This is a genomic window from Micromonospora sp. NPDC048887 (assembly GCF_040649715.1).
GTDB lineage: Bacteria > Actinomycetota > Actinomycetes > Mycobacteriales > Micromonosporaceae > Micromonospora.
The window spans coordinates 83,092-101,375 of sequence record NZ_JBEZGA010000007.1 but is presented as its reverse complement, the minus strand read 5'-3'; the positions used below and the strand labels follow the sequence as shown (position 1 = coordinate 101,375).

Sequence of the window (18,284 nt, the reverse complement as noted above, 5' to 3'; positions counted from 1 at the left end):
TGCGACGTGCGGTGTTGGCGGCTCAGCCCGGGATGTCCCGGGGGTCGCGCTCGCGGGGGTACGTGTTCTTCTCGCCGATCGTGCCGTCCTGCTTCTTGATCACGTGCTCGGTGCCGCGTTCGACGGCCATCTCCCGGCCCGCCGCCTCGGCCTCCGCCTTGGTGTCGTGGCGGCTGGTCGCGCGCTCGTTGCCCTCCGGGCGGTTCTTCCACTGCCCGTCCTGCTGGTAGGTGTCGATGTCGCCCTTCGCCATGCCGTCAGCTCCCTCGTTCGCGTGCCTGATGACAAATGTCTGCCCATGCGCGGGGAGTGCTAATCCTGGTGGCACGATCCGGCGGTCCGGGCCGGGCGTGTGAGCGCCCGGTCCGGACCGCCCGGGTCAGGCGGCGGCGTGCAGTCCCTGCCAGGCGCCGTACCCGCCGAGCAGGTCGGACACGTCGGAGTGACCGGCGTCGCGCAGCAGGCTGGCGGCGACCGACGAGCGGTACCCGCCGGCGCAGTGCACCACGACGGGCCGGCCGGCCGGCACCTCGTCGAGGCGGCGGGTCAGCTCGGCCAGCGGGATGTGCAGCGAGCCGTCCACGGCACCCTGCTCCCGCTCACCCGCGTTGCGCACGTCCAGCACCACCGGGGCGTCCGGGCGATCGAGGGCCGCGCGCAGTTCGGTGGCGGTGAGCCGGCTGGCCCGGGTCATCTCGGCGACCATCTCCAGGAACGCGCTCTCGGGCTCGCGCAGGTAGCCGATGACCCGGTCGAAGCCGATCCGGGCGAGGCGGACGACGATCTCCTCCTCCCGGTCCTGCGGGGCCACCACGAGCACCGGCCGGTCGGGTGCGACGACACTGCCGGCGGTCTCGGCGAACCGGCCGTCGGCCGGGACGTTGAGCGCGCCGCGCAGGTGCCCGGTCGCGTACTCCTGCGGGTCGCGGGCGTCGACCACGACGGCGCCGTCGGCCCGGGCGGCCAGGAACTCGGCCGGGGTGAGCGGGCGGGCCGGCCGGGCGTGGTCGAACAGCTCACGCGCCTTGCGGTTGAGCACCGCGTCGAAGGCGAAGTAGCCGGGCGCGGCCGGCTGCCCGCCGGTGACCAGGGCGAGGAAGCGCTCCTCGCTCATCGGCGCGCAGGCGTAGTTGGTGCGGCGCTGCTCGCCGATGGTGGACTGCCGTTCGGTGGACAGGTTCTTGCCGCAGGCCGAGCCGGCGCCGTGGGCGGGGAAGACGCGCACCTCGTCGGGCAGGCCCATCAGCTTGCGCTGCACGCTGTCGTAGAGCATCCGGCCGAGTTCCTCGGCGGTCACGCCGAACGAGGCGAGCAGGTCCGGGCGGCCCACGTCGCCGATGAACAGCGCGTCGCCGGTCAGCACGCCGTACGGGGCCGGGTCGTCGGCGCGCTCGTAGACCAGGATGCTGATCGACTCCGGCGTGTGACCCGGGGTCTCCATGATCTCCAGGGTCACGTCGCCGAGGCTGATCCGTTCGCCGTCGGTGAGCTTGCGGCTCGGGTACTCGGTCTCGGCCCGGTGCCCGTAGCCGATCCACGCCCCGGTCGCGGCGGCCACCTCGAGGTGGCCGGCGAGGAAGTCGGCGTGGAAGTGGGTGTTGACGACGCCCTCGATCGTCAGGCCGTGCGCCCGGGCGTCGGTGAGGTACTCGTCGATGTCCCGGCGCGGGTCGACGAGCACGGCCCGGCCGGTGCGCTCGTCGGCGATCAGGTACGAGGCCTGGGACAGGCAGTCGAGGTAGTACTGGGTGAACAACATCGGCGTGCTCCTTCTCCTGGTGATGAGGCGTCTGCTCAGGCCACGTGGCCCGGCCGGCCGCCCTTGGCTCGTACCGCCAGCCCGGCGCGCGCCCACGCCCGCATGCCGCCGGTCAGGTCGTGCACCTCGTGGCCCGCCGCGGCGAGCATCCTGGCCGCCCGCCGCGATCGCGCGCCGGACCGGCAGACGGTCACCACGGGCCGGTTCGCCGGCACCTCGGACAGCCGGTCCGCGAGCTGCCCGAGCGGGATGTGCCGGGCGCCCGGCGCGTGCCCGGCCCGCCACTCGGCGGGCTCGCGCACGTCGAGCAGCAGCGCGCCCGCGCCGGACAGCGCCGCGGCCTCGGCCGGGGAGACCCGGGCGACGCGGGGGCCGAACAGGCGGCGCAGGAAGCCGGTACGCGGACCGGCCGTCGTCTCCGGGCGGCTGGTCACGGCCGGCTGCCGGCTGTCACCGGGCGGCCCGAGCGCACCCAGGCCGAGGTGCCGCCGCTCACCGACAGGGCGGTGACGCCGGCGCGTTCGAGCAGCTCCGCGCCGACCCGGCTGCGCCCGCCGGCCTCGCAGATCACGTAGACGGTGCCGGTGCGGGGCACCTGCGACATCTGGGTGGCCAGGTGACCGAGCGGCACACAACGGGCGCCGGGGACGTGGCCGCCGAGGTATTCGGTGGTCTCCCGGACGTCGATGACCGTCGCCCCGTCCGCGTGGGCGGTGGCGAACGTGGTCAGGTCGACCTCGCGCATGGGTGTTCTCCTTCCGGACTCTTATACCCCCCGGGGTATCTGCTCCCGACGGTAGCGCGGCGTCCGGCCGGCTGCCACCCCCCCCCGGTCGTCCGGTGTCCGCGTTTGCCGGAACGGCAAGGTTGCTTGCTGTCCGGCCGGCGGCGGCGCACGATTCGCGGAGGCCGGCCGGGAGACGCCCGCCGGCGAGGAGGCGGACATGACGGGGCACCACCACCACGAGCACCCGGCGGACACCGACGCGGCCCGGTTCTGGGACGAGCGGTACGGCCAGCAGGACCGGATCTGGAGCGGCCGGGTGAACCCGGTCCTGGCCGAGGTGGCCGGCACGCTGCCCCCGGGCACCGTACTCGACCTCGGCAGCGGTGAGGGCGGCGACGTGGTGTGGCTGGCGTCGCGGGGCTGGCGGGTCACCGCCGTGGACATCTCGTCGGTCGCGCTGGACCGCCTCGCCGTGGAGGCCGAGCGGGCCGGGGTGGCGGAGCGGATCACCACGGTGCGGCACGACCTCACCCAGGGCTTCCCGCCCGGCCGGTACGACCTGGTGTCCGCGCAGTTCTTCCAGTCGCCGCTGGTCCTGCCCCGGGAGAAGGTGCTGCCCCCGGCGGCCGAGGCGGTCGCGCCCGGCGGCCGGCTGCTCGTCGTCGAGCACGGCGCGCCGCCGCCGTGGGCCGGGCCCGACACCGGCCACCACCGATTCGCCGACCCGGAGGAGATCCTGGCCGCTGTGGACCTCGACCCGGACGGCTGGGACATCGAGCGGCTGGGCGCGGCGCGCCGTACCGCCACCGGCCCGGACGGCCAGACTGGTGAGCTGATCGACCACGTGGTCCTGGTTCGGCGCCACTGATCGCCGGTCAGGCCCGGGCCGTCGGCCGGGTCAGCAGCAGCACCAGCAGCCCGGCCGCGCACAGGGCGGTGGCGAGGGCGTACGCCCACCGGTAGCCGACCTGCGCGGAGAGCCCGAGCAGCGGCCCGGCGAGCATCGCGCCGATCGGGAACGTGTTTGTGAACAGCGTGGTGGCCCGGCCCGGCTCGCCCGGCAGCAGATCCTGCACGTAGGCGATGCCGACGCCGGACACCGCGGCGATGAACAGCGCGTTCACCGGTTGCGCGAACAGCAGCACCGGCACGCCCGGTGCCAGCGCGGCGGTCGCGTAGTAGGCGACCCCGCAGCCGCCGCCGAACAGGATCAGCGGCCGCAGCCGGACCCGCGCGGTCAGCGCGCCGAGCCCGAGCATCAGCGGGATCTCCAGCGCCGCGCACAGGCCCAGCACCAGCCCGGCGCGGGAGGGGTCGTCGTTCAGTTCGGTGTCGATGAACAGCGGCAGCGCCTGCACGCCGAGCGTCAGCGGGCACTGGAGCAGGACGAACGCGAGCGCCGTCAGCGCCAGCCGCAGGCGGGAGGGGCCGGGCGGGCCGGGCGCCGCGCCGGCCGGATCGCCGGCGACCGGCCGCGCCGGCAGCGGCAGCTCCTCCAGCCGGAACGCGGCCACCAGCGCGGCCAGCGCGTACATGGCGGCGGCCATGCCGTAGACCAGGCGGAAGCCGCCGACGTCGAGCAGCACCGCGGCCAGCGCCGGCCCGGCCACCCAGGCCAGCGAGAACACGGTACGCATGAGGCTGACGCCGAACGCGGCCCGGCCCGGATCGTCCCTGTCGAACAGGGCCCGGGTGTACGCGAACGACTGCGGGAACAGCGAGTTCGCCAGCGCCGTGGCGGTGGCCGTGAGCCCCAGCAGGATCCAGTAGTCGCGGACGTACGCGGTCAGGCCAGCGCCCACCACACCGGCCAGCGCGGCGCCGACGAGCAGCGCGCGGCGGATCGGCAGGCGGTCCGACAATCGGCCGACCAGCGCGGACGCCACCACCCCGGACAGCGGCGCGACGACCAGGAACACTGTCACCCGTACCGGACCGGCGTGGACCTCCCGGTCGAGGAACAGCGACAGGAACGGCAGCACCACCGCGGTGGAGAGGCCGACGGTCAGGAACACCACACCCAGCGGGAGCAGCCGGAAGGGCCCGGCGCGTACCGCCGGCCTCGTGTCCACAGCCATGCGGCGGACTGTACGCCGTGGCGGTGCGGCAGCCGACCGGGTTTCCGCGCCGGGTCAGCCGACGGCGGTGGGGGAGGGTGGCGCGCTGCCGCCCTGCGGCGCCTCGGCCGTCATCAGCCGGACGATCTCCGCCCGGTCGGCGGCCGACGGCATGCCCCACTCCGGCCGGTAGCCGAACGCCCGGTCCAGCGGGGTCGACGAGGTACGGCCGTCGAGGATCTCCACCGCGTCGGTGCCGATCAGCCCGGGATGCTCGACGCCGCACGCCTCGGCCACCTTGACCAGGTCGCGGCGCAGCGTCCGGATGTAGTTCGCGGCCCGCACCGACTTGCGGGCCGGGTCCAGGCCCCGGGCCAGCCAGGCGTTCTGCGTGGCGACGCCGGTCGGGCAGGTGTCGGTGTGGCACTTCTGCGCCTGGATGCAGCCGATCGCCAGCATCGCCTCCCGCCCGACGTTGACCATGTCCGCGCCGAGCGCGAACGCCACCACCGCGTTGTCCGGCAGGCCGAGCTTGCCCGCGCCGACGAACACCACCTTCTCGTGCAGGTCGCGTTCGGCGAAGGTCCGGTAGACCCGGGAGAAGCCCTGCTGGAACGGCAGCGAGACCGAGTCGCTGAAGATCAGCGGCGCGGCGCCGGTGCCGCCCTCGCCGCCGTCGACGGTCACGAAGTCCACGCCGCGCCCGGTGTCGCGCATCAGCGTGGTCAGCTCCTCCCAGAACCCCAGGTCGCCGACGGCGGACTTGATGCCGACCGGCAGGCCGGTCTCGGCGGCGAGCAGCTCCACCCAGTCGAGCAGGCTGTCGCAGTCGGAGAACTCGGCGTGCCGGGAGGGGCTGACGCAGTCCCGGCCGGCCGGGACGCCCCGGGTGGCGGCGATCTCGGCGGACACCTTCGCGGCCGGCAGCAGGCCGCCGAGGCTGGGCTTGGCGCCCTGGCTGAGCTTGATCTCCAGCGCGCGTACCGGCGCCGACGCCACCAGGTCCTTGAGCCGTTCCAGGCTGAACCGGCCCCGCTCGTCGCGGCAGCCGAAGTACGCGGTGCCGAGCTGGAAGACCAGCTCGCCGCCGTTGCGGTGGTACGGCGACAACCCGCCCTCGCCGGTGTTGTGCAGGCAGCCGGCCAGCGCGGCGCCCCGGTTCAGCGCCTCCACCGCGTTGCCGGACAGCGAACCGAAGCTCATCCCGGAGATGTTCACCACCGACTCCGGCCGGAACGCGCGCGCCCGGCCGCGTGCCGCGCCGAGCACCTTGGCGCAGGGCAGCGTCACGTCGTGCCCGGCGGTCGGCGTCGACGGCGGGACCGCCCGGCCGAACGTCCGGTGCTTGATGATCGGATAGCCGGAGGTGTGCTCGATGTCGTTGTCGGTGCCGAACCCGAAGTAGTTGTTCTCCTGCTTGGCCGAGGCGTACACCCAGCGGCGCTGGTCGCGGGTGAACGGCCGTTCCTCGTCGTTGCCGGCCACGATGTACTGCCGCAGCTCCGGGCCGATCGACTCGATCAGGTACCGGGCCCGGCCCAGCACGGGGAAGTTGCGGCGCAGCGCGTGGTCGCGTTGCAGCAGGTCCCGCGCCGCCAGCGCGGCGACGGCGGCGACGGCTGCGGGTACGGCTCTTCTCGCCCAGCTCATCCCGCCACTCTTTCCGGCCCGGCACCCGGTCAAACGCCTGATGGAACCCGGCCGCCCCGGGCGGTGTCATGGATACGGACCGACGGCGGAGGCTGCCCTGGACGACGACGAGCTCGTCACCCGCGTACGCGCCGGCGACCGGGAGGCGTACGACGCCCTGGTCGCCCGGCACACCGCGTCCGCGTACCGGACGGCGGTGCTGCTGGGCGCCGGGCCGGACGCCGAGGACGTGGTCCAGGAGGCGTTCGTGAAGGCGTACCGGAAACTGTCCCGCTACCGGGGCGAGGCGTCGTTCCGGTCCTGGCTGCTCGCGATCGTCGCCAACGAGAGCCGGAACCTGCACCGGACGCGCATCCGCCGCGACGGGCTGACGCTGCGCGCGACGGCGGATCCGGTCGCGGCCGGCGCCACCGTGCCCGACGGGCTCGACGCCGTGCTGGCAGCCGAGCGCCGGACGGCGCTGGTGGGGGCGCTGCGGCGGCTGCCCGTCCGGGACCGCGAGGTGATCGTCTGCCGATACCTGCTCGACCTCGGCGAGGAGGAGACAGCGACAGTGCTGGGGGTGCCCCGGGGCACCGCGAAGTCCCGGACCCACCGGGCGCTGGCGAAGCTGCGGGCCCTGCTGGACCGGGAGGTGGCGCACCGTGGATGACCTGGAACGGGAGCTGCGGGAGCTGACCGGATGGCTGGAGCCGGGCCGGACGCCGGATCTCACCGCCGGGGTCCGCGCCCGGCTCGACGCGCCCGCGCCCCGCCGCCGGTGGCGGTACGCGCTGGCCGCCGCGCTCGCCGTGCTGCTCGTGGCGGCGCTGCCGCCGGGGCGGGCCGCGCTCGCCGACGCGGTGACCGGGCTGCTGCGGTTCTCCGGGGTCGTCGTCGACACCGCCCCCGCGCCGCCGCCGACGGGTACGCCCTCGCCGCTGCCCGCGCAGCACCAGGTCGCCCTCGCCGAGGCACAACGGCAGGTCCGGTTCCCGATCCTGGTGCCGGCCCGCCTCGGCGCACCGGAACGCGTGCTGGTGGCCGATCCGGACGGCGCCGGCGCCCACCGGGTCGTCAGCCTGCTCTACCGGGGCGGCACGGTACGCCTGGACGCGTTCGACGGTTCGCTCGACATCGTGTTCCACAAGCGTTCCCTCGGGGCGGACGTGACGCTCACCCAGGTCGGCGGCGAGTTCGCGATCTGGGTCGGTGGCCCGCACGCGCTGGCGTACGTGGACCGGTCGGGGACGGAACGGGTGGCCACCGCGCGGTCGGCCGCCGCCACGCTGATGTGGGAGCGGGCCGGGGTGAGCTACCGGCTGGAGGGGGACCTGACCCGCGAGCAGGCGCTGGACGTCGCGTCCTCCCTGGAGTGAGCGCGGCGGGAACCTCGGGGCGCCCGGCGGTGTCGTGAGGACGAGAGTCGTCGACGGGGGAGGCCCGGATGTCCGTTCCGAGAAGAGTCCTGCTGGTGCCGGTCCTGCTGTTGGCCGGTTGCGCCGGCCCGGTACCGGTCCCGGCCGGCGCGCCGGCCACGGTCCCGGCCACGGTCCCGGCCACCGAGTCAGCCGCCGCCACCGAGTCAGCCGCCGCCACCGAGGCGGCCGAGCCGGCGGCCTGCGCCGAGCGGCTGGAGACCGGCCGGCTGCCGGACTGGGCGGACGCCGGGTTCACCGGCGACACCCGGGTGCGGCACGTCTTCGGCGCCCGGGGCGGCATCGTGGCGATCCTGTTCGCGTACCCGCTGGTGCACGCGCGCGGCGACGGCGCCAACAACAAGATCCTCTGGGTGGCCCGCCCCGAGCCCGGCCGGTCCGACCCGGCGCCGCGCACCCCCCTGGTGATCACCGCGACGCGGGACGGCACCGGCACCCCTGTCGTCCGGGAGGTGGAGGGCGGGCCCGGGCCGTCCATCGTCGACCTGCCGGCCGCCGGATGCTGGCGGCTGCGGCTGGACTGGTCCGGCCGCACCGACACGATGGACCTGGTCTACCGGCCGGCGTCCGGCTGACCGGCATGGCCGCTGCCGGTCCGGGTAACGCTGCGTCATGGCGAAGTACACCGAGCCGGAACTGCGCGAACGCCTCAAGGCCGAGATCCGCGCCTCCGACAAGGGCGGCCGGCCGGGGCAGTGGTCGGCCCGCAAGTCGCAGCTGCTGACGAACGAGTACAAGAAGGCGGGCGGGGGATTCGAGGGCCCGAAGGACGCACGGCAGCGCTCGCTGCGACGCTGGGGCGGCGAGCAGTGGCAGACCCGCAGCGGTGACACGCGTGCCCGCAACGGTGGCGAGACCCGCCGTTACCTGCCCAAACAGGCGTGGGAGGAGCTGTCGGAGGCGGACCGGCGGGCCACCGACACCCGCAAGCGCCGCGCGTCGCGCTCGGGCCGGCAGTACGTGCCGAACACCGGCCCGGCGAAGCGGGCCCGCCGGGACGCCACCGCCGCCGAGCGGATCACCGAGTTGCCGGTGACCGAGGCGGTCAAGCTCATGGGCGACCTCGACACCCGGCAGCTCGGCGCGGCGCTGCGCCGCGAACGCGGCGGCAAGGCCCGCAAGACGCTCATCGGGCGGCTGGAGTCGGAACTGGGCCGCCGCCGGGCGGCGTGAGCGCGCACCGGGCCGGACACCGGCGGCGGGACCGGTCACCGGACCGGCCCCGCCGTGGTGCGCCGGTCGACTAGCGGCGCGGGTGCTGCGGAATGCGCGGCAGTACGTAGGGCGGACCCGAGAAGATCAGGTCGGCCTTCAGTTCGTGGTACGCGCGCTTCGGCTGGTAGTTCTCGTCGTACACGGTGGCCAGACCCTCCGGCGGGTCGGAGAACGCGCCGGGCACCCAGGAGTGCTTGTCGGTGAATCCCCAGAGGGTGAACGACAGGCAGTGCCGCTCGGCCAGGCAGGCCTGCATCAGCACGCTGAAGTTCGCCGCCGACGCCTGCAACCTCGGATTGATCTCGGCGGAGTCGCCCGCCTCCACCCCCTCGGTGATCTGGCTGCGCACGTCCACCTCGGTGAGGGCCGTGGCCAGCCCGAGCCCGGCGAACTTGCGCAGGGCCGCGGCCACCTGGAGCGTGCTGAAGTTGCCGTACTGGGTGCCCAGGTGACCCTGTGCGCCCACGCCGTCGATCGGCACGCCCTTGGCCCGCAGGTCACGGGCCATGTCGTAGACGAACTGAGTCTTGTCGTCGGCCGGGTTCCCGGAGCCGAACGCCTCGATGTTGTAGTCGTTGTAGAACAGCAGCGCCCTCGGGTCGGCGGCGCGGGCCCAGCGGAACGCGTCGGCGATGTAGCCGGGGCCGAGGTTCTGCGCCCAGAACCCCTTGTAGTGCAGGGTGGAGGGCGTGTCCCAGGGGTCGCTGACCGCCTCGTTCACCACGTCCCACTGCCAGATCTTGCCCTTGAAGTGGGTCACCACGGCGGTGATGTGGTCGCGCAGGATCTGGCGCAGCTCGGCCTTGCTGATCGAACCGTCCGCGACGCCGCTGGTCAGCCACGCGGGCAACTGGTTGTGCCAGACCAGCACGTGGCCCCGGACCCGCTGGTTGTTCTTGCGGGCGAACTCGACCAGCTCGTCGGCCGGGCCCCAGTTGTAGGCGCCCCGGGTGGGTTCGAGGCTCTCCCACTTCATCACGTTCTCGGCGGTGACTGTGGAGAACTCGGACGCGGCCAGCTCGCGGTAGCGCGGCTCGGCGGCGTTGTTGAGGGTGTCCATGTCCACTGCGGTGCCCACGTACAGGCCGTGGCGCTTGGCCAGGTCACGCAGGCTCTGCGCGGTCGGATCGTACGGTCGTCCGGCTGTCGCGGGTACGACGTTGAGGGCGGTGGCGGTCGCGACGGCGACGGTGCCGGCGGCGAGCCAGCGTCTCAGCTTCATGTCGTTCCTCTCGGGAGGGTGCGCGCGGCCGGGGCCGGCGGTGACGGTGCCGGGGACGCCGCGCCGTGGAACGGATCGGCGGGCGCCCGGGTGGACGAAGCGGCTTCCGAAACTTCCGGTCTTCCTTCCGGAAGTAGCCCGAAACATTACGGACGCCGATAGCCGTCCGTCAATCACCTGGGCCGTGCGGGTGAGGCGGCGGGTGCGGCGGCGGGTCAGCGCAGCGGGCGGCAGGAGGCCCGGATGACCAGCTCGGTCGGGAGCTGGATGTGGGTGTCCCGCTCGACGCCGGCGATGAGGTCGATCAGCAGGCGCAGCGACTCGGCGCCCATGCGTTGCAGCGGCTGCCGGATCGTGGTGAGGGGCGGGTCGACAAGTGCCGACTCCGGGATGTTGTCGAAGCCGATGACCGACAGGTCGTCCGGCACGCGCAGGCCGAGGCCGCCGGCGACGTCCAGTGTGGAGATGGCCGAGAGGTCGTTGCCGGCGAAGATCGCGGTCGGCCGGTCGGGAAGCGCGAGCAGCTCGGCGGCGGTGCTGGCGGCGGTCTCGGTGCGGAACCCGCCCACTCGCACGAGCCGCTCGTCGACCGGCACGCCCGCGTCGGCCATCGCCTTGCGGAACCCGGCCTCCCGCAGCCGGGCCGACTCCAGGTCGGGCCGGCCGCTGATGTGCGCGATCCGCCGGTGCCCCAGCGACAGCAGGTAGTCGGTGGCCAGTACCGCGCCGGCGAAGTTGTCGGAGTCGACAGTGGGCAGGCCGGACGGGCCGGTGTGCGGGTCGACGGCCACCACGTGGAAGCCGTGCTTGGTCTCGACCACTGTCGGCGTCACGATCACCGCGCCGTCGATGAGCGTGCCGGACAGCCGGGCCAGCGAGCGCCGCTCCCACCCTATGGCCGCGCCCTCGCCGTCGCCGCTGGAGTAGGCGAGCAGCTGGTAGCCGCTGCCGGCGACCTCCCGGGACGCGCCCTTGAGCAGCTCGGTGGAGAACGGCTCGAACTCGGCGACCAGGATGCCCAGCACGTTCGTGCGGTGGCTGCGCAGGCTCTGCGCCCCCAGGCTGGCCTCGTACCCCAGCTCGTGGATGACCTGCTGGACCCGCTCGACGGTGGCCTGCGCGACGCCGTACCGGCCATTGACAACCTTCGATACGGTTGCCACCGAGACGCCGGCCGTACGTGCCACGTCCGACATCTTGACGCGCTGCTCGAACACCACGCCGACGATGATAGAGGGCTCTCCCGGGGCGATCGAAGACGATGTCGAAAACGTTATCGATACCGATTGACTTCACGTTACGGCCCTGTAAAACTCCCCCGCAGGTAACCCGGCTATGTGGTCGAGGAGACATCTATGGCGATGAAGCGCCGTGCTGGTGCCGTCCTGGCACTGTTTGTGACAAGCGCTCTGCTGGCCTCCGCGTGCAGTGGCGGTGGCGAGGAGGAGAAGGCCGCCGAGAGCGAGCTGTACAAGAACCCGGTGACGTTGACCTGGTGGCACAACGCCTCGCAGGACGGGCCCGGCAAGACGTACTGGGAGAAGGTCGCCAAGGACTTCTCCGCCGCCCACCCGACCGTCAAGATCGAGATCGAGGCGATCGAGACGAACCAGCTCCAGCGCACCCGGCTCCCCGCCGCGCTGCTGAGCAACGACCCGCCGGACGTCTTCCAGGCGTGGGGCGGCGGCGAGATGCGCGAGCAGGTCGAGGCCGACTACCTCAAGGACATCACCGACCAGGTGAAGGGCGAGGTCGCCGACATCGGCACCGCCGCCGAGATCTGGCAGGTGGAGGGCAAGCAGTACGGCCTGCCGTACCGGATGGGCATCGAGGGCATCTGGTACAACAAGGACATGTTCGCGCGGGCGGGCATCACGGCGCCGCCGACCACCTTCGAGGAACTCAACACCGCTGTCACCAAGCTCAAGGCCATCAACGTCATCCCGATCGCCCTGGGCGCCGGTGACAAGTGGCCGGCGGCGCACTGGTGGTACAACTTCGCGCTGCGTGCCTGCTCGGTCGACACGCTGAAGAAGGCCTCCAAGGACCGGACCTTCGACGACCCGTGCTTCGTGAAGGCCGGTCAGGACCTGAAGGCCTTCATCGACACCAAGCCGTTCCAGAACAACTTCATCGCCACGCCGGGCCAGAACGACCCGACCAGCGCCAACGGCCTGCTCGCCAACGGCAAGGCCGCGATGGAGCTGATGGGTGACTGGAACCGCGGCACGCTGGACACCGTCGCCACCGACAAGGCGGCCCTGGGCAAGTTCCTCGGCTGGTTCCCGGTGCCGGCGATCTCCGGTTCCGCCGGTGACCCGAAGGCGGCCCTCGGCGGCGGCGACGGCTTCGCCTGCTCCAAGAACGCCCCGGCCGAGTGCGTCGAGTTCCTCAAGTACCTCGTCAGCCCCGAGGTGCAGAAGGGCTACGCCGCCACCGGCACCGGCCTGCCCGTCGCCAAGGGCGCGGCCGACGGCGTCACCGACCCGGCGCTGAAGTCCATCCTGGAGTCCACCTCCTCGGCCACCTACGTGCAGCTCTGGCTGGACACGGCCTTCGGCAGCACCGTCGGCACCGCGATGAACGACGCGATCGTCGCGATCTTCGCCGGCAACGGGACACCTGAGAAGGTCGTCTCGGCCATGAAGGCGGCCGCAAGCAAGTGACGTCCGCATCGCAGACCCGTACGCCCGCCGTCGGCGCGCAAGCGCCGCCGGCGGGCCTCCGGCCCGGCGCACGGGCCGCCTCCCGCCGCGCCGAGACCCGTCGCAAGTGGTACGAGATCATCGGTCTGACCACGCCCGCGATCGTCATCTACGTGATGTTCGTGCTGGTGCCGATGGGCTTCGCGTTCTACTACAGCCTGTTCCGCTGGCGCGGCGTCGGCCCGCCCACCGAGTACGTCGGCTTCCGCAACTACACGCTCGCCTTCCAGGACCCGATCTTCCTCGACGCGCTGCGCAACAACGCGATCATCGTGTTCGGGTCGCTGCTGATCCAGGGGCCGGTCGCGCTCGGCATCGCCCTGCTGCTCAACCGCCGCTTCCGCGGCCGCTCGGCGTTCCGCCTGCTGGTGTTCGTGCCGTACGTGCTGGCCGAGGTCACCGTCGGCATCATGTGGAAGCTGATCCTGACCGAGAACGGCACGCTCGACGCGCTGCTGCAGTCGATCGGGATGGGCGGCCTGGTGCAGGCGTGGCTGGCCGACCTCGACGTGGTGATCTGGACCCTGCTGTTCGTCCTCACCTGGAAGTACGTCGGCTTCGCCATCATCCTGCTGCTCGCCGGCCTGTCGAACGTGCCGCAGGAACTCAACGAGGCGGCGGAGATCGACGGCGCGAGCTGGTGGCAGATCCAGCGGCACGTCACGCTGCCGCTGCTCGGCCCCACCATCCGGATCTGGATGTTCCTGTCGATGATCGGCTCGTTGCAGGTCTTCGACATGATCTGGGTGACCTCGGTGCCCGCGGTGCGCTCCCTCGGCGCCTCGGCCACCATGGCCACGTACATGGTGGACAACGGCTTCTTCGCCCGGCTCTGGGGCTACGGCAACGCGGTGGCCGTGATCCTGTTCGCCATCTCGTTCGTCGCGGCGCTGCTGTTCCAGCGTTTCCTGCTCCGCCGGGACATCGAGGGCGCCATCACCCGGAAGGGGAAGTGACAGTGGCCGTGAACTCCGTATCCGCCCCCTCGGCCGGGCGCCGGCCGGTGCAGTGGAGCTCGCCGCTGACGTACGCGTTGGCGCTCGCGGTGGCGGCCGTGTCGATCGCGCCCGTCGTGTACGTCGTCGTCGGCGGTTTCCGGACCACGCCGCAGATCGTGGACGACCCGGCCGGCCTGCCGGACCCGTGGGTCTGGGACAACTACTACCGGGTGCTGACCCAGAGCGACTTCTGGAAGCAGGCGTTCAACAGCGCTGTGGTCGCCTTCGGGACCACGCTCGGCGTGGTGGTGCTCGGCATGGGCGCCGCGTTCGTACTCGCCCGCTACACGTTCCGGGGCCGCGAAGGGCTCTACACCTTCTTCACCCTCGGCCTGCTGTTCCCGGCCGGCGCGGCGATCCTGCCGCTGTACCTCATGCTGCGCGACCTCAACCTGATCAACTCCTACTACGCGGTGATCCTTCCGCAGGTGGCCTTCTCGTTGCCGCTGACGATCGTCATCCTGCGGCCGTTCCTGTCGGCCATCCCGCGGGAGCTGGAGGACGCGGCCGCCATCGACGGCGCCGGCCGGCTCGGCTTCCTCTGGCGGATCGTGCTGCCGCTGTCGCGGCCCGCGGTCGTCACCGTCGGCATCCTCGCGTTCGTGGCGAGCTGGAACGCGTTCCTGCTGCCGCTGCTCGTCCTCGGGGACGTCAACCTGCACACCCTGCCGCTGGGGGTGCAGAACTTCTCCAGCCAGTACACCACCGACACCGCGGGCGTCCTCGCCTTCACCTCGCTGGCGATGTTGCCGGCGCTGCTGTTCTTCACCCTCGCGGAGAAGCAGATCGTGGGCGGCCTCCAGGGCGCGGTCAAGGGCTGAGCGGCAGCGGTACCAGCACAACCAGTGGAAAGGCACACCATGACAGAGGTCCATGCGGTGGTGGACGGGCCGGCGCCGGCTCAGGCGGGTCCGGACCACGACCGGCCGGACGGCCACGACCCCGAGACGCGCGTACGGGAACTGCTCGCTCGCATGACGATCGAGGAGAAGATCGCGCAGCTCGTCGGGTTCTGGGAGAAGGAGGACGGCGAGGCGGTCGCGCCCCTGCAGGGCGAGTTCGCCGACACCGGCCGGCTCGACGACTTCTCCCGGCACGGGCTGGGTCACCTCACCCGCCCCTACGGCACCCGTCCGGTCGACGCAGCGGCCCGCGCGGTCTGGCTGTGGAAGTTCCAGCGGGACCTGGTGACCGGCACCCGGCTGGGCATCCCGGCGATCGTGCACGAGGAGTGCCTGACCGGCCTGTCGGCGTGGAAGGCGGCCACCTTCCCGACGCCGCTGGCCTGGGGTGCGGCGTTCGACCCGGACCTGGTCGCCGAGATGGCGTCGGCGATCGGGGCCTCGATGCGCGCGCTCGGCATCCACCAGGGCCTGTCCCCGGTGCTGGACGTGATCCGGGATCCGCGGTGGGGCCGGGTCGACGAGTGCATCGCCGAGGACCCCTACCTCGTCGGCACCATCGGCACCTCGTACGTGCGGGGACTCCAGTCGCAGGGCGTGCTCGCCACGCTGAAGCACTTCGCCGGGTACTCCGCCTCACGGGCCGGGCGCAACTTCGGCCCGGTGCACGCCGGCCCCCGGGAACTCGCCGACGTGCTGCTGCCGCCGTTCGAGATGGCGATCCGGGACGGCGACGCGCGCAGCGTCATGCACTCGTACGCGGAGGTCGACGGCGTGCCGGTCGCCGCCGATCCGACGATGCTCACCGACCTGCTGCGGGACCGGTGGGGCTTCGACGGGACGGTGGTGGCCGACTATTACGGCGTCGCGTTCCTCAACCTGCTGCACCACGTCGCGGCCGACAACGCCGAGGCCGCGGTGCAGGCGCTGAGCGCGGGCGTCGACATCGAACTGCCCACCGGCGACGCCTACCTGACCCTGACCGAGACGGTGCGGGCCGGCAAGCTGGACGAGGCGCTCGTCGACCGGGCGGTGCTGCGCGTGCTGCGGCAGAAGCAGGAACTCGGGCTGCTCGACGCGACGTTCGACGACGAGCCGCCGGGCGCGATCGACCTCGACTCGCCGGAGCACCGGGCGATCGCGCGCCGGCTCGCCGAGGAGTCCGTCGTCCTGGTCGCCAACGAGGGCGTGCTCCCGCTGCCGGCGGGCCGCCGGGTGGCGGTCGTCGGCCCGAACGCCGACCGGCAGGGCGCGTTGTTCGGCTGCTACTCGTTCCTCAACCACGTGCTGGCCCACCACCCGGGCGTGGAGACCGGCTTCGAGGTGCCGACCGTGCTGGAGGCGGTCCGCGCCGAGCTGGGCGCCGACCGGGTCACCTTCGCGGCCGGCTGCGAGGTGGACTCGGCGGACCGGTCCGGCTTCGACGAGGCGGTCGCCGCCGCGTCCGCCGCCGACGTGGCGGTCCTCGTGGTCGGCGACCACGCCAGCCTCTTCGGCCGGGGCACCGTGGGCGAGGGGTGCGACCGGGACGACCTGGAGCTGCCCGGTGTGCAGCGCCAGCTGGTCGAGGCGGTGCTGGACACCGGAACGCCCGTCGTGCTGGTGCTGCTCACCGGCCGCCCGTACGCGCTGGGCTGGGCGCTGACCCGGTGCGCGGCGGTGGTGCAGACGTTCTTCCCCGGCGAGGAGGGCGCCGGCGCGATCGCGGGCGTGCTCTCCGGGCGGGTCAACCCGTCCGGCCGGCTGCCGGTCAGCCTGCCCGGCTCGGCCGGCGCGCAGCCGTACTCGTACCTGCACCCCGAGCTGGGGGAGGGCATGAACGGCACCAACCTGCCGGCGACGCCGGTGGCGCCGTTCGGCCACGGGCTGTCCTACACCACGTTCGCGTACGCCGACCTGACCGTGCCGGCCGAGGTGCCGACCGACGGGGAACTGCGGGTGTCGGTGCGCGTGACGAACACCGGCCCGGTCGCCGGTGACGACGTGGTGCAGCTCTACGGCCGCGACCTGGTCGCCTCGGTGACCCGGCCGGTGGCGCAGCTGCTCGGCTACCGGCGGGTGCGCCTGGAGCCGGGTGCCTCGGTCACCGTCGAGCTGACCGTGCCCACCACGCGGCTGGCGCTCACCGACCGCGCGCTCAGCCGCGTGGTCGAGCCCGGGGAGGTGGACGTCTGGGTCGGCACGAGCGCCAGGCGCGACGCTCAGGCGCGGACGACGCTGACCGGCGAGACCGCCGCGATCACCGCCGACTCGCCCCGCTGGACGACCACCGCTCTCCGCTGAGCCGGGCCCGCCGGTCGTCCACGGGGCGGCCGGCGGGCTCTTTCAGCTCATATTGGCGTTATGTTGTTTTTGACTCAGTAGGCTCCAGGATGTCACCCAGCCCGTGAGCCGGGACGTCCGGCGCCGCCCGCCATGCGCGGGCCGCGTCCCGCCGTCCGGCCGGCTGGGCCCCGGTCGCCGGCACCCACAGGGATGCGTGAGTCACGATGATGGACGCGGACACCATGGTCCTGCCCCGGCTCGGGGACGCCCCGGTCGAGGACCCGTGGGGCGAGGACCGGCCGCGCCGGGCCACCCCCCGGTCCGCCACCGCCGCGCAGGCGTGGTGGCGCATCGCGGCGTGGCTGGTGCCGGCGGCGCTGATGGGCGCGCTCGGCGCCGTCCGGATCACCGCGTCGGGACCGAGCGCCGGAGAACTGGTCACCCGGAGCGCGGTCACGTCGCCCCGGCCGGGCGTCGGCGCCGCGCTGACCGGTGACGATGTCGCACTCGCGCCGTACCACCTGCTCATGCGCGGCTGGGCGGAGCTGGCCGGAGCGGCGGACCTCGCGCTGCGCGTACCGTCGCTGCTGGCCATGGCCGGCGCCGCGGCGCTCGTCGGCGCGCTCGCCGCCCGGATCGCCACACCCGCCGCCGGCCTGCCGGCCGGGGTGATCTTCGCGGTGCTGCCGACCTCGATCCGGTACGCGCGGGAGGCGCAGCCGTACGCTCTGGCGGTCCTCGCCGCAGTGCTCGCCACCTGGCTGCTGCTGCCCGCGCTCGACCGGCCGCGCCCGCGGCGGCTGGTGCCCTACGCGGGCGCGGTGCTGCTGCTGGGCCTGTGTCAGCCGGTGGCGCTGCTGCTGCTCGCCGGGCACGGCTGGGTGGTGCTGGCGTTCCGCCGTCGTGCCGCCGTCCGCTGGCTGGCCGCCGTGGCCGCCGGGCTGCTCCCGGTCGCCGCGCTGCTCGCCGTCGGCCTGCGCGCCGGCGGGCACCTGGCGTCCGGCGTGCGACCCGGTGCCGCCGTGCTGGCGGCCACGCCCGGGGATCTGTTCGGCGTCGCCGCGCTCGGTGGCGTGCTGGCCGGGCTGGCCCTGTTCAGTCTGCCGTTGCGGTACGCGGCGGCGGCCTGCACCGCCTGGGCGCTGGTGCCGGCGCTCGGCCTGCTGGCGCTGGCGCAGGTCGTGCCGGTCTGGTCGGCGGTGAACCTGCTGTTCACGGTGCCGGCCTGGGCGGTGCTCGCCGGTGTCGCCCTGTCCCGGGCGCGGGCCGCCGGCACCCTCGCCGTGCCGGCGCTCGTCGCGCTGCTCGCGGTGGCGGCGCAGCTCCCGTCGTGACTGTCGACGAACGGGCGATGTCTGCCTGATTC

At 73.3% G+C, this 18,284-nt stretch carries 18 protein-coding genes; 10 read left to right on the top strand and 8 right to left on the bottom strand.

Going from position 1 to position 18,284, the window contains the following annotated elements:
* Positions 1-22: 22 nt before the first annotated feature.
* From AB0C17_RS13725 to AB0C17_RS13710, 4 genes are all read right to left on the bottom strand, one after another.
* Positions 23-253: a DUF2188 domain-containing protein gene (locus AB0C17_RS13725; RefSeq protein ID WP_357383004.1), complete on the bottom strand. Its 231-nt coding sequence runs from the start codon at positions 251-253 to the stop codon at positions 23-25.
* 126 nt (positions 254-379) lie between these two features.
* Complete coding sequence (locus AB0C17_RS13720) at positions 380-1,759, bottom strand: rhodanese-like domain-containing protein (RefSeq protein WP_357467759.1); 1,380 nt, start codon at positions 1,757-1,759, stop codon at positions 380-382.
* 35 nt (positions 1,760-1,794) lie between these two features.
* Complete coding sequence (locus AB0C17_RS13715) at positions 1,795-2,139, bottom strand: rhodanese-like domain-containing protein (protein WP_357468184.1); 345 nt, start codon at positions 2,137-2,139, stop codon at positions 1,795-1,797.
* Between the two features lie 50 nt (positions 2,140-2,189).
* Positions 2,190-2,504 carry a rhodanese-like domain-containing protein gene (locus tag AB0C17_RS13710; protein WP_357467755.1) on the bottom strand — a complete coding sequence of 105 codons (315 nt, stop codon included), beginning with the start codon at positions 2,502-2,504 and terminating at the stop codon, positions 2,190-2,192.
* Between the two features lie 199 nt (positions 2,505-2,703).
* Here AB0C17_RS13710 and AB0C17_RS13705 point away from each other — a divergent pair, with 199 nt between their 5' ends.
* The gene (locus tag AB0C17_RS13705; protein WP_357478648.1) at positions 2,704-3,354 is read left to right on the top strand and encodes a class I SAM-dependent methyltransferase; all 651 of its coding nucleotides are present in this window, start codon (positions 2,704-2,706) and stop codon (positions 3,352-3,354) included.
* A gap of 7 nt (positions 3,355-3,361) precedes the next feature.
* Here AB0C17_RS13705 and AB0C17_RS13700 read toward each other — a convergent pair whose 3' ends face one another.
* Together AB0C17_RS13700 and AB0C17_RS13695 are read right to left on the bottom strand one after the other, a co-directional pair.
* On the bottom strand, positions 3,362-4,564 hold the full coding sequence (locus AB0C17_RS13700) for a sugar efflux transporter (RefSeq protein ID WP_357467748.1): 1,203 nt from the start codon (positions 4,562-4,564) through the stop codon (positions 3,362-3,364).
* A 54-nt stretch (positions 4,565-4,618) separates the two neighbouring features.
* The gene (locus AB0C17_RS13695) at positions 4,619-6,193 is read right to left on the bottom strand and encodes an FMN-binding glutamate synthase family protein (RefSeq protein ID WP_357467745.1); all 1,575 of its coding nucleotides are present in this window, start codon (positions 6,191-6,193) and stop codon (positions 4,619-4,621) included.
* Between the two features lie 40 nt (positions 6,194-6,233).
* Between AB0C17_RS13695 and AB0C17_RS13690 the strand changes: the two genes are divergently transcribed.
* The 4 genes from AB0C17_RS13690 (at position 6,234) to AB0C17_RS13675 (ending at position 8,784) form a co-directional block, all read left to right on the top strand.
* On the top strand, positions 6,234-6,845 hold the full coding sequence (locus AB0C17_RS13690; protein WP_357383018.1) for an RNA polymerase sigma factor: 612 nt from the start codon (positions 6,234-6,236) through the stop codon (positions 6,843-6,845).
* Complete coding sequence (locus AB0C17_RS13685; RefSeq protein ID WP_357467742.1) at positions 6,838-7,551, top strand: hypothetical protein; 714 nt, start codon at positions 6,838-6,840, stop codon at positions 7,549-7,551. The genes AB0C17_RS13690 and AB0C17_RS13685 overlap by 8 nt, the downstream gene beginning before the upstream one ends.
* 68 nt (positions 7,552-7,619) lie before the next feature.
* Complete coding sequence (locus AB0C17_RS13680; RefSeq protein WP_357467739.1) at positions 7,620-8,186, top strand: hypothetical protein; 567 nt, start codon at positions 7,620-7,622, stop codon at positions 8,184-8,186.
* A 37-nt stretch (positions 8,187-8,223) separates the two neighbouring features.
* The gene (locus AB0C17_RS13675) at positions 8,224-8,784 is read left to right on the top strand and encodes a hypothetical protein (protein WP_357478645.1); all 561 of its coding nucleotides are present in this window, start codon (positions 8,224-8,226) and stop codon (positions 8,782-8,784) included.
* A 70-nt stretch (positions 8,785-8,854) separates the two neighbouring features.
* Here AB0C17_RS13675 and AB0C17_RS13670 read toward each other — a convergent pair whose 3' ends face one another.
* Both AB0C17_RS13670 and AB0C17_RS13665 read right to left on the bottom strand, forming a co-directional pair.
* Positions 8,855-10,048, bottom strand: coding sequence for an endo-1,4-beta-xylanase (locus AB0C17_RS13670; protein WP_357478642.1), 1,194 nt, complete (start codon positions 10,046-10,048; stop codon positions 8,855-8,857).
* Positions 10,049-10,263: 215 nt separating this feature from the next.
* Entirely contained in the window at positions 10,264-11,268 is a 1,005-nt protein-coding gene (locus AB0C17_RS13665) for a LacI family DNA-binding transcriptional regulator (protein WP_357467733.1), read from the bottom strand.
* A 135-nt stretch (positions 11,269-11,403) separates the two neighbouring features.
* Here AB0C17_RS13665 and AB0C17_RS13660 point away from each other — a divergent pair, with 135 nt between their 5' ends.
* From AB0C17_RS13660 to AB0C17_RS13640, 5 genes are all read left to right on the top strand, one after another.
* Positions 11,404-12,714 carry an extracellular solute-binding protein gene (locus tag AB0C17_RS13660; RefSeq protein WP_357467731.1) on the top strand — a complete coding sequence of 437 codons (1,311 nt, stop codon included), beginning with the start codon at positions 11,404-11,406 and terminating at the stop codon, positions 12,712-12,714.
* Positions 12,711-13,709 (top strand): sugar ABC transporter permease, encoded by a 999-nt coding sequence (locus tag AB0C17_RS13655; RefSeq protein ID WP_357478639.1) that lies wholly within the window; start codon positions 12,711-12,713, stop codon positions 13,707-13,709. The genes AB0C17_RS13660 and AB0C17_RS13655 overlap by 4 nt, the downstream gene beginning before the upstream one ends.
* Positions 13,706-14,572, top strand: coding sequence for a carbohydrate ABC transporter permease (locus AB0C17_RS13650; RefSeq protein WP_357478636.1), 867 nt, complete (start codon positions 13,706-13,708; stop codon positions 14,570-14,572). Before AB0C17_RS13655 ends, AB0C17_RS13650 begins: the two co-directional genes overlap by 4 nt.
* A 39-nt stretch (positions 14,573-14,611) precedes the next feature.
* Positions 14,612-16,936 carry a glycoside hydrolase family 3 N-terminal domain-containing protein gene (locus AB0C17_RS13645; protein ID WP_357478633.1) on the top strand — a complete coding sequence of 775 codons (2,325 nt, stop codon included), beginning with the start codon at positions 14,612-14,614 and terminating at the stop codon, positions 16,934-16,936.
* A 206-nt stretch (positions 16,937-17,142) separates the two neighbouring features.
* Positions 17,143-18,252 (top strand): glycosyltransferase family 39 protein, encoded by a 1,110-nt coding sequence (locus AB0C17_RS13640; RefSeq protein ID WP_357478629.1) that lies wholly within the window; start codon positions 17,143-17,145, stop codon positions 18,250-18,252.
* The last annotated feature ends 32 nt before the right edge of the window (positions 18,253-18,284 follow it).